10 protein-coding genes are annotated in these 11,777 nt (G+C 42.2%); 4 read left to right on the forward strand and 6 right to left on the reverse strand.

All coding sequences use genetic code 11. The features are described 5' to 3' along the window. Nucleotides 1-671: 671 nt before the first annotated feature. The 3 genes from I3254_RS03285 (at nt 672) to epmA (ending at nt 4,268) form a co-directional block, all read left to right on the forward strand. A complete protein-coding gene (locus tag I3254_RS03285) occupies nt 672-1,799 on the forward strand; it encodes an AI-2E family transporter (RefSeq protein WP_238051116.1) in 1,128 nt (375 codons plus the stop codon). A 280-nt stretch (nt 1,800-2,079) separates the two neighbouring features. After that, nucleotides 2,080-3,189 (forward strand): 4-phosphoerythronate dehydrogenase, encoded by a 1,110-nt coding sequence (locus I3254_RS03290; protein ID WP_238051168.1) that lies wholly within the window; start codon nt 2,080-2,082, stop codon nt 3,187-3,189. Between the two features lie 50 nt (nt 3,190-3,239). After that, nucleotides 3,240-4,268 carry an EF-P lysine aminoacylase EpmA gene (epmA, locus tag I3254_RS03295; protein ID WP_238051117.1) on the forward strand — a complete coding sequence of 343 codons (1,029 nt, stop codon included), beginning with the start codon at nt 3,240-3,242 and terminating at the stop codon, nt 4,266-4,268. 157 nt (nt 4,269-4,425) lie between these two features. Here the strand turns inward: epmA and I3254_RS03300 are convergent, their stop codons facing one another. The 6 genes from I3254_RS03300 to I3254_RS03325 form a co-directional block, all read right to left on the reverse strand. After that, nucleotides 4,426-5,067, reverse strand: a complete 642-nt coding sequence (locus I3254_RS03300) for an NAD(P)H-binding protein (protein ID WP_238051127.1) — start codon at nt 5,065-5,067, stop codon at nt 4,426-4,428. Nucleotides 5,068-5,302: 235 nt separating this feature from the next. Beyond that, nucleotides 5,303-5,752: a DUF188 domain-containing protein gene (locus tag I3254_RS03305; RefSeq protein ID WP_102090782.1), complete on the reverse strand. Its 450-nt coding sequence runs from the start codon at nt 5,750-5,752 to the stop codon at nt 5,303-5,305. Next, nucleotides 5,752-7,128 carry a 5-(carboxyamino)imidazole ribonucleotide synthase gene (locus tag I3254_RS03310; protein WP_238051128.1) on the reverse strand — a complete coding sequence of 459 codons (1,377 nt, stop codon included), beginning with the start codon at nt 7,126-7,128 and terminating at the stop codon, nt 5,752-5,754. Before I3254_RS03310 ends, I3254_RS03305 begins: the two co-directional genes overlap by 1 nt. A 197-nt stretch (nt 7,129-7,325) precedes the next feature. After that, a complete protein-coding gene (gene purE / locus I3254_RS03315) occupies nt 7,326-7,877 on the reverse strand; it encodes a 5-(carboxyamino)imidazole ribonucleotide mutase (RefSeq protein WP_238051130.1) in 552 nt (183 codons plus the stop codon). A 107-nt stretch (nt 7,878-7,984) separates the two neighbouring features. Further along, nucleotides 7,985-8,941: a metallophosphoesterase gene (locus I3254_RS03320; RefSeq protein WP_238051132.1), complete on the reverse strand. Its 957-nt coding sequence runs from the start codon at nt 8,939-8,941 to the stop codon at nt 7,985-7,987. A gap of 103 nt (nt 8,942-9,044) precedes the next feature. Then, nucleotides 9,045-9,653 (reverse strand): rhomboid family intramembrane serine protease, encoded by a 609-nt coding sequence (locus I3254_RS03325; protein WP_238051134.1) that lies wholly within the window; start codon nt 9,651-9,653, stop codon nt 9,045-9,047. Between the two features lie 423 nt (nt 9,654-10,076). Between I3254_RS03325 and I3254_RS03330 the strand changes: the two genes are divergently transcribed. Next, nucleotides 10,077-11,720: a hypothetical protein gene (locus I3254_RS03330; protein WP_238051143.1), complete on the forward strand. Its 1,644-nt coding sequence runs from the start codon at nt 10,077-10,079 to the stop codon at nt 11,718-11,720. Nucleotides 11,721-11,777: the final 57 nt, after the last annotated feature.

Consider the following 11,777-nt stretch of genomic DNA (forward strand, 5'->3'; position numbering starts at 1 on the left):
TCACTCTAAGTGATAGCGACACCCTAAAATGAGAACTTATGATAGTCTAAAAGAAGACGATATAAGCAGGTGTTGAAATCTGGCTCAAAGGATTCAATGTCTGTACGACGATGTAAATAAACATGTGCAAATAAACTTAACTACACTGAAAAGCTTAAAATAATTGCTTTAGTATAACATCAATTGTCGCGACGAATAGAACGCACCAGTGGATTCCCTTATAAGATAACAGTTTAAAAGCTGAACATAAAAGCAGTTTTCAATACATCATTTTTACACACTAAATTCATGCATTATGCGCTAGTCATTATCGTCGCCATCTAGTAAGCTTGCATAGACAAAGTTGTAAGTAAAGATTACAACAACGCGTTATATAATTCACACGCTTTATTGCATAATAAAGTGTGCTAGCTGCATTTTTATTATTTTATCTACAATAATAAATGGCTATGAATTTGTAGTATAGAACTGGACATAGTCATACTATTTAATGGTCATGTTACTTAATCCTCATATGACTTCATAAGTCCGACCCAATGCTTTTTTGTATGATTCGCAATTCTCGCTAATGGATATGGCTTACAGACAGTGTCTAAGAGCTGATATTCATCACACATTTATAAACTCGCCAGCAAAACTATCGTTTGCTGTCCGCTTTTGGTTTATACGCTATGATTGAAAACTGGACAAAAGAATTTATTATTCAGCGCTTATTGGCAATTACGTTGCTAGTGGTGCTATTCGTATTGTGTTTTCAAGTGGTGCAGTTTTTTATTGTACCAGCGCTGTGGGCAGCGATTTTGGCCTATGTGACTTTTCCTATTTATAATTTCTTCCATGAAAAGGTGAAGCTAAGCCCAGATTTTAGTGCCGCTATTATGACGGTGAGCATTTCACTGATAATTGGCGTGCCAGTGGTCATCGGTGTGTTTATCTTGCAGCAAGAAGCTTTGAGTTTAATTAGTAACTTGATTTACCGTATTAAGGTGGGCTACTTAGATGTGCCTGACTCCCTCAAAGATTTGCCTATCATCGGTCAGCAAGTCAAAGACGTACTGTGGCGTATCAATAAAAACCCAGAAGGAACGCTAGAAGCTTTTCGCATTTGGGTTCAGTCGCATTTATATTATGGCAAAATAGCCTTTGATGTGGTGTTCAGTAGTTTGGCCAAACTCGGTATGGCATTAATGACGCTCTTCTTCTTTTACCGAGATGGCACCAGTCTGGTTCGGCAGATTCGTCAAGCGCTGCGTAACATCATCGGCAATCGCATCGACGGTTACATCGATTCTGTAGGTACAACCACACGTGCCGTAGTCTACGGTATTGGTTTAACAGCGTTGGCACAGGCGACACTGGCAGGTATCGGCTATTACTTCGCTGGTGCACCAAGTCCTATTTTATTGACCATTGTTACTTTTATTATTGCCTTGATTCCGTTTGGCACGCCATTCGTTTGGGGCAGTGTATCGATTTGGCTATTGAGCCAAGGCCATACTGCAGAAGGTATTGGCTTGGCACTATGGGGTGTATTGGTGATTAGCTGGGTGGATAACTTGATTCGTCCTATCGTCATTAGCGGCGCGACCAAAATTCCTTTTATCATTATTTTTATTGGGGTATTAGGTGGTCTTACAGCATTTGGTTTTGTTGGTTTGTTTATTGGGCCTGTCGTGCTGGCTATCGGGCTTGCAGTATGGCGCGAGTGGATATCGCAGCATAAGAATGAGATATTTGCTCAACAGGAGGTGATGCTTTCTGACCCTCGTGCGATAGATCCTGTGCATGGACCAGAATAACGAGTCATTAGGGCGTGTCTTCAATTCACCCGATGGCCATCTAAATGGGCTAAAAATGGCTAAATTTTGCCAAACATCGTCAAATAGCTATTTAATATCCTGATATTATCTACGCTATTTTTCTTGTTTGACGGCAATTTATCTCATTTTTATCTCCATTTTTGAAATGAAGACACGCCCTAGAAAATACGATGTAAAAAATTATCGATAGAGACGATGAATAATGACAAATGAGAATATGGCAGAATCGACGAATAATAAGATCGATAAATTAAGCACAATTAAAAATATCACTATTTTAGCGGACAGTAACATCGCCAGTCTGAATGATTTTTTTAATGATTCTATGCTTGGTCAGCTGACTGAGCATACGGTTGATATCATTACTGTCGCTGGTCGAGATATCGATGCAGCGTTACTTGCCGATGTACAGTCAGATGTATTGCTGATACGGTCGGTGACGAAAGTAGACGAAACGCTATTGATTGATAATAACAGCGTGCAGTTTGTCGGGTCTGCGACTATTGGTACCGACCATGTAGATCAAGATTATCTAGCGTCTCGTAATATCACTTTCGCCAATGCGGCCGGTTGTAGCAAGCATTCTGTGGCTCAGTATGTGTTGACGGCTGTTTTTACTTTGTGTCCGCAGTATTGGCAGCAGTCGGCGTCATTAACATTAGGTATCATTGGCCTTGGCAATATCGGCAGTACGCTTGCTCAATATGCCTATGATCTGGGTTGGCAGGTGCTAGGTTATGATCCCTTGTTACCAGCCTCTAAAACTAATAATGCTAGCTTGGAGCAGGTGCTTAGCCAAAGTGACGTGATCAGTCTGCATGTGCCTTTGACTAATGAGAAGAATGCGACGAATCCTAAAGGTAGTGATTACCCAACACGTCATCTGATTAATGCAGCTGCATTGGCAATGATGCCTGCGGATACGATATTGATTAATAGTGCGCGCGGGCCTGTGATTGAGGAAAGCGCGCTTGAAGCAGATATTGAGTGTACTGGACGACAAGTGGTGCTAGATGTGTTTGAGCATGAGCCAGAAGTCGCAGTAAGCTTATTATCCAAACTCGCTATTGCCACACCGCATATCGCTGGCTATACACTAGAAGGTAAGCTACGTGGCACACAAATTATTTATGATGCACTGTGTGAAAAATTAGCGATACCTCCAGCTCAATCTATGTCCAATCTGCTACCGCTAAATATGTTCTTATGGTCTGAATTAAAATCATATCCAGACAGACTGCCAAAGTTTTATGACATCATGCAAGATGATACCTCGTTACGAAATAAAGCAGTTGATGGGCAAGTAAGTGGTGCTGACTTCGACGGTCTGAGACGTGATTATAACTTGCGCCGTGAGTGGCAGTTTTAATTAAACAAGATACTGAGCAACCAATTATTCATCAGTCGCAGTAGAGCCCAATGACTCAAACAAATAACATTTTTTCGCAGCTTATTACTTCTAAGCCTAGCTACGCACCAACCATGACACTTGCAATGGCACAACAGCGCGCGCAATTTATCAGTAGTATTCGGCAGTTTTTTACCAGTCGACAAGTACTGGAAGTGCAGACACCGCTATTATCCCAAGCAGGCAATACAGACACTTTTTTGCAGTCTGTAGCAGCTCATGTGACCTATCAAGACCGTCCACGCACTTATTATTTGCATACCTCGCCTGAATTTGCGATGAAGCGTTTATTAGCCAGCTGGCAAGTACCTATTTATCAGATTTGTCCTGTCTTTCGTGATAACGAAATAGGCGCGCGTCATAATATTGAATTTACGATGCTTGAATGGTATCAACCTAATTATAGTCTGGACGAGATGGCAACTGAACTTAATGAGTTGTTAGAAGCGCTTTATGGTCATTCTGTTGTGATGAGTCATTATCGCTATGTCGATGCTTTTATGGACTTCGTGGGTATACATCCGTTGACAGCGAGTTTAACTGCATTGCGAGCCGTGGCAGAAGATATGGGTTTGACAGGATTTAATTTTAATAATACTGATGATAGCGAAGAAAATCGTCGTCAGAGCTGGTTAGATTTGTTATTCAGTCACGCCGTAGAGCCAAACCTAGGTCATGATTTGCCGACATTGATTATAGAGTATCCACCTGCGACTGCTGCGTTAGCGAAAACCGCTATGGATAAAGACGGTAATAAAATTGCGAAACGTTTTGAGCTGTATATCAATGGCATTGAAATCGCTAATGCTTATGATGAGCTAGCAGATGGTCAAGCATTGCGTGACCGTTTTGAACAAGACAATCAATTACGTGCGCGTCATAATCTACCTCAAATGCCAATCGATGAGCATCTGTTAGCTGCCTCCAATGATTTGATGCCATGTAGTGGTATTGCAGTCGGTATGGATAGATTGCTAATGGTGTTGACAGGTGCAAGCAGCTTGGAAGAAGTCATTTCTTTTCCCAGTGGGCAAGCATGATTGAAAGAGCTTTTTTCGATTAGTTGTAATCTAAATACATAATAAAAAGGTCGTTACCGATTTACCAATTAGATATTGGCGAATCGATAACGACCTTTTGTATTGGCTGCTTCTAAAATTTAGCAAACACAACCAATTCTGCTAATACTAAATCTACTTATACGGTAGCAACTGCTTCATTGATATCGATATCACCATTGTGTAGATTGAAGACTTTGCCTATGGTGTTATCTGCGGTTAGCACCGAGGCTAGCGTTGTCGCTACATCTTCGATGGCATTTTCGCCAGAGCTGGTATCATCAATAGTAATTTTGCCGGTACCAGTGCGTTCTTTTAGTGCGCCTGGCTGTACGATAGTGTAATCCAGCGAGCTGTTATTCACTAACCAGTGATCAGCGTAGTGCTTAGAGATATAGTATTCTTTTAGATCTGCAATACCAGGGTTTTCGTCCCATTTGTCAGTTTCTAATGAAAAGACCGAACTCAACATAATGTAACGTTTAATACCTTTATCTTGTGCAGCCTGCATCGTTTTTACAGCACCGTGCAAGTCAACTTCTAAGACGTTTTTGCCACCAGATCCTGCTACAAAATAAACAGCCTCAATATCCTGATCCAATTGTTTTTCAATAGAGTCTTTACTTGCTGTAATGTCTAAATCTAGCTGGGTATAATTGTCATTATCAAATAACTTTTCTTTCTGACGAGTCGTGCCAATAACTTGATGATCATCAGCCAATAACTGCTTAACCAAATCACCGCCCACTCGACCACTTGCACCAACGACTAAAATTTTCATAATCATTCCTATTCTTATTTAAATGCTATTTTTTGAATTATTCAGTAAGTTTATTTATCTTAAAAACTGAATATAGAGTAACAAAGATAGGTAGCACGCTTCGTTATAAAGCGTGCTGATTGAATAGTGTTTGGTTATAGAGTGTATACAGTTTGCAAGGAAGCAAACGTTGGCTAGATAATGTTATTTAATAGAAGACAGGATGGGTAGGCGTCAGATAGAACGATAAAAGGCATTAACGAACCAAGCGATTAAGACCATCAGCAAAGGCTTTTTTATCTCGATCACCGTAGGGCTTTTGCCCGCTCATTTCCTGCAACTCTAGGACACCAGTACCGCGCATGGTATCCATAAAGTCGCGCATATTGAGCTTTTGCTTGATGTTGTTTTTGTCGTAGACCACGCCGCGCGTTGTCAGTACCATACCACCTTTATCCAAAATATCATTGGCTAAGGGGATATCGCTAGTGATAGCCAAGTCACCAACCTGTATCTGCTCAACGATATAATCATCAGCTTTGTCGAATCCTGACGGTACGACAGTCATAACAAGTAGAGGCGACTTGCGTAGCTTAATCGGCTGATTGGCCACAAATATGGCCATGGTCTTGGTACGTTCAGCCGTTTTAATAATCAAATCTTTAGCAATCAATGGTACCGAGTCTGCGTCCACCCAAATCTGCATTATTTTCTGGCCTTCTCAGATTTTGATGGAGTAGCAGTCAGGCTGTCTGTTTGGCTGTCTTTATTGTCTAGTTCATCAGCTGTGGCATCGTTTTGAACACTGTTCTGAGTACTGTTCTTAGCATTACTCTTAGCATCGACGTCTGCTTTACTAGGCTGAGTATCTACATTTGCATATTCTTTATCTAGACCAACCTTGTTTGGCAAGATAGCAACCAATTTTGCCATAGCAGGTTCTAAATCAGTCACATCATTAGGCATCAAGGTGATATGAGCAATCTTACGATCGTCACGCTCAGCCTTATGATAGCTATGATAATGAGCGCCATCGATATTTAGCACTGCACTGATATCAGGGTATTGACCCAGCACATTTACCATAATCGCAGGATGGACGTTATCTGTATCGCCTAATGGCAAGTTGACCACGGCACGGATATGATTCTCAAACTGACTAGTAATAGCGCCTTCGATACTCCAGTGTCCAGAGTTGTGGACCCGTGGTGCGATCTCATTCGCCAGTATTGCGTTGTGACCGCGAGCATCTTTGGTGACGAACAATTCAAGCGCCATAACGCCGACATAATCCAAGTGGTTCATGACTTTGGTAATAGCATCTGTTGCTTGCTGAAACAAGTGACTCGTACCAACAGCAGGCGCTTGAGTTTTGGCCAAAATACCATTGTGATGATGGTTTTCGACCAAATCGTAACAGCGTACCTGGCCATTTTGCGCTCTTGCTGCAATGATAGACACTTCACGACTAAAGTTAATAAAGCCTTCAGCAATTAACGGCGCAGGCGTTGGCGTGAGTGACCCTTTACCGCTGACGGCGTCTTTTAAATCTAGCCAAGCAGTTTTAATATCACTGTCTTGCTTGATGACGAACTGTCCTTTGCCATCGTAACCACCTCGGCTGGTTTTTAGAACGATAGGCAGGCCCAATTCTTTACAAGCGTGCTTGAGCTCAGTTTCAGAATTGACTTCCATAAATGGCACGGTTGCAATATCAAGCGTGTTGAACATCTGCTTTTCTTTTAGACGATCTTGGGCAATATCAAGCGCAATCAGTGGTGGAAACATACCTTGCTTGCTGCCAGATTTTGATAAAGCGGTAAGCTGCTCAACCGTAGACGTTGGCGTGTTTTCAAACTCTAACGTAAAGACATCCGCTGCTGCGATAAAGTCTTCTAATTGATCGCTATGAAAGACACGACCGTATAAGCTGGCAGGGCATTCTGGATTGTCTTCTAAGAATACGCATTGGTAACCCAATGGCATAGCGGCTTCGGCAAGCATCATACCAAGCTGACCACCGCCTAAAATACCGATGGTACGAATGGTTTGGGTAACAGGATAAGCGTTTGCTGTAGTCATGGCAGGCTCTTTGAATAAAAGTGAATAAGATCTTTTGTCTATTAAAATCTAAAATTCAATGGGTGAAAATAGGAAAAGGTGCACCGTATGCACCTTATCTTTAATCGGAATTACTTAAAAATATACAATGATAGCTTCAATCGTTAAGCCTTCAATCTAGAAGACTCTGCTATAAAAGCTAATCGATTTATATTTACTTAAGGATTGATAATACCTGGTGTTGGGCTAGCGAGAATGGTCTCAGTCTGAGACTGGCGCATCTGATCGAGCTTAGTAGCAATCGTATCATCATGCAATGCCAGTACTTGAATTGCAAGTAGGGCAGCGTTATAAGCACCAGCAGCACCAATCGCCAAAGTACCAACAGCGACGCCTTTTGGCATTTGTACGATAGACAGTAGACTATCCCAACCGCTCAGCATAGATGACTTTACAGGTACACCAAAAACAGGTAGCGGCGTTTGACTGGCACACATACCTGGCAGGTGAGCGGCACCGCCTGCACCAGCAATGATCACTTGTAGACCATTAGCTTTTGCGCTTTTGGCATAATCAAATAATCTATCAGGCGTACGGTGTGCAGAGACAACTTCACAATCAAAAGCAATGTCAAAGTCTGCAAGCAATTGCGCAGCAGCACTCATAGTCGCCCAGTCAGACTGCGAACCCATAATAATGCCGACTTTTGGCTGACCAGCAGGGGAGGTGATTGGACCGTTCTGGTTAGCAGCAGTATTCGTGGTGCTCATGATTGGATATCCTCAAAAAGACCATCATACAAAAATTTTGCTACACTCGTAAAGCCAAGTTTGACTTTTAATACTGGTATGGCGCTAATTGCAGTGATATCACGATTTTATATTTGCTTTTCATCGTGATAATGCTGAACGAAGTGATTGACCGTCAATGGTAATGGTTGTTCGGTATCTAACTGGTAGCAGGTCAAATAACCGCTATCCACTGCAGCAGAGTAGTCAGTACAGGCAACTTGTGGACTGAGTGGCTCAGGGGTGCCAGTGAGCCAATAGTGCCCGACAAACACAGGTTTATGAGTTTTTAGCGCAAATTCAATATTTTCAGCCAACGCGTCAGGCGGTATTTGTGCCAATGCGGATGATGGAGCGCGAGACACTTCACGAAGTGTGCGTGTATTTAGCTCATCTAGCCACCAACGTACTCGTACTCGTGTACGCTCGGTACCTTCTTTATCTACCATCACAATGCCATCAGGTAGGCCTGTTTCAACCCCTTTTAACACCCGCTCTAAAGCATCAAAGGCGACGGTATCTTCTTTAGCCGTTGCGATTAAACCTGCTGGAGTCAGACAGTTATCGTCAGTCAGAAGGGGCTTTAGTATTGCCATGCTATCTATATCCCAACAAGCATGTACAAAACACGCATAGTCAGTCTCAATCCATAATGGGATTTCATATAAACGCTGCAACCAGTACTCATGTTGCTCTGAGCCAAATGGTATCTCTGCCAAAAACGCCTCATGTTGGCGTCTATGGATATCATTGTGCGAGCGTAAATACTGGCTAGTATTATCAGGATCACGCGTGGCATAGGCCAGCGCATTATATTCATGGTTGCCCATCACTGCATCGGCTACATCGGCATCTAGCATTGCAAAGACAATCTCTAACGTGGCTAATTGCTGCGAACCACGATCGATTAAATCACCGATGAACAAGGCCCTGTGACCTATTGGTGGCACGAAATGCTGACCGTTATGCTCATAGCCCAACTGATGCAGCAGACCGATCAGTTTGTCTGCATAACCATGTATATCACCGATAATATCTATAATCATAATGTATTACTAAATCTCAAATGTAGAAGTGTACCCTGCGCAAAATAGTATTTATAGAGTATAACCGTCTTTAAAGTGATAGCTTTACTATACGTAAAAATGTCTAAAATCCTGGTGATAGTAACGCATTGATAAAGTGCGGTAGTACTTTTGGTTCCAAAACAATCGTAGCGATAACGCCAAATGCGCCGCCCCACATATGAGCCATGTGATTGATATTTGAGCCACCGCGTCGATCCGCATAGATACTATAAAATATATAAGCCACGGCAAATAGTATCGCAGGAATAGGAATCACGGCAAAGAGGTAAATTCTCTCCCATGGTGCTAACAGAATAAAAGCAAACAGCACAGCTGATACGCCGCCTGATGCGCCTAGACTCAAATCACTGGCGTTGTTCTTATTTTTCACGTAACTTGGAATCATAGCAACAATAATTGCCAACACATAAAAGACCACAAAACCGTAGCCGAATAAAAACGGCTGATATAGTCCTTCGATAGCACGCCCAAAGAAATACAAAGTAAACATATTGAAGAGCAAATGCATACTATCAGCATGAATAAAGCCGTGGGTCACAAAGCGATCCCATTGCCCATTGTTGACTGCTGGCGGATAAAAAATCAATCGATTAAATAGCGTCTTGTTTTGCCAAGCCAATAAGCTGACAATAACGGTAATAATGATAATAAGCGTCGTATGGTTTAACAAAGGAAAATCCTTAGGCCGTGCCTGATATGTGACAATGTTACAAATGACAAGCTACAAATGACAATATTCAAAGCCTAAGCGTTACGGCTGAGTAAAAAATAAGTTTGACGTCTGATCCGTATTAAGTACTAACCATTAGCAATAGACTAATACTAACAGCAGTTGCGATAACGCGAATACCTATTGTGTGACAAAACGATGCTTTTTTATGCGGTTATAGTGAATAATGTAGCAGTGTACCATGCCACATAAGTGAAACTTTTAGAGCGATGGTAATGAAGACACTAATAACTAAGGTAATGCTCAGACTAGTTATGAGTAAGGCCTTAGGTAAAAAAGTAACATTTCCAAATGATGTAGATAAAAATAAAATAAGTGCTTAGTTTTTGCACATTCAAATAAGGCTGATAGAGGCAGTGGAGTATGAACATTATTGACCAGCTAGAACAAACGGTAACCCCAGCTGTAATGGGTAATGATGACAGCAATAATGTCGCCTATGTCAGTTTACTTGAGCAGTTTTACGCTGTTTTGGCCGCGCGTTTAGCTGTGCCACAGGTTTACTCACAGCTGCTGCGTACTGATCAAGTAATGACTAGCAGCAATAATGACAGCCCTTTATTTGAACAAATATGGCAAGATAAAAGCCTGCGAAAAACGATCATCCAAGAATTGTCAGCCACCCATCACATTGATGAGCAGACAACTGAGCAATTACTAATTAGTGCCGCGCCATTGGCATATCGTGAGCTAAAAGTATTGGCCAATGGGCAGTTTCTGCCAGCATTTCTACAAGACAAACAGGCTGCTTTACGACCATATTTGCCTATCTGGGCAGCCACTGTGATTACGGCTACTCAAGGCGTTGGTCAGCAAATACAAACAAGCTTTGGTTCAGATGGTGACCATGTACCAGTACATGTGCCAGTAAGTGACGATATATCGGATAGGCAAGATGATTCTATTTTAGATACTGGCATAGCTGGCATAGACAAACCAATAACAAATAATGATGTAGAAAGTATAGAGCAAATATCAACTGCTGAGCGCGCAAACACTGAAGCCCTAGATGACGATGAGATTGCCAATAGTGATGCTATTCATGCCAATCCAGCAGCCTACCACTTATCAGAAAATCGTAACTTAAAGCGTACACAGGTGCGTACTCGTAATCAACGAAACGATCTATTAATACGCGTATTTTTATTAATAGTAGCTTTGGCTGCGCTTGCCCTAGCAGCATGGGCCTTATTAGTGAAACCCAATAATGAAATACCAGTAGAACCCGTGGCAACAGTACCTGTTGAACCACCACCAGCACCCGTGCCTCCTGTACCAACAACAACTCCTGTTGAGCTTATTGTCGGTGTAGACAACGGCGGCAACTTGTACACTTGTAGCGCGACCGTTGGCGATGCTGCACTGCAAAGCACGTTGCAACAGGCACTCAACACAAGCTTTGGCGAGCAGGCAAGTATTTGTGAATTAAACATACAGGATGGGGTAGCAACCACAATCGCTAATATGCCTGCCGAAATACTACCCAATGTCTTGACGATGCTTAGATCAACACCATTTGCACGTTTACATGTGCAAAACGACCGTCTCACTCTGGAGGCACCAGACAATATGCTGCTGCAAAAACTGGTCACAGAAATACGAAGCTTAGTACCAGCGATGGTGGTCGAGAGTACAGCGCCACTGCCGTTGCCTGATAATAGCAACATTGGTGATGCTACGAACAACATGGCAAACGCAAATAATCAGTTTGTAGATGATGGGGCGGGGATTAATAATCAATACAACAATAATGGGGTAAATAGTAACTCTGGCGAATACCAAGCATCGGATGATGATACTGGAGATCGGGTGATACCAACTCCTTTGACTAACAATAATAGCTTTAATAACGCGCCCAACAATCTGCCTACCAATGGCGTGAGTAATATTCCCAACAACTTTCCTTCGAATAATCAAACGGCCAGACCGCCGGGACCTTTTTCCCCTTCAGAAGTGGATGAGATGGCAAACACGGTCATCGTTGCTGAACCAGCTCAAGTAAGATAGTTTTTATAAGGCACGCTGTTTTGTATGGCGTGTCTTTTTGTATGGCCTATCTTTTCA

It is taken from the genome of Psychrobacter sp. Ps2 (assembly GCF_022129405.1).
Lineage (GTDB): Bacteria > Pseudomonadota > Gammaproteobacteria > Pseudomonadales > Moraxellaceae > Psychrobacter.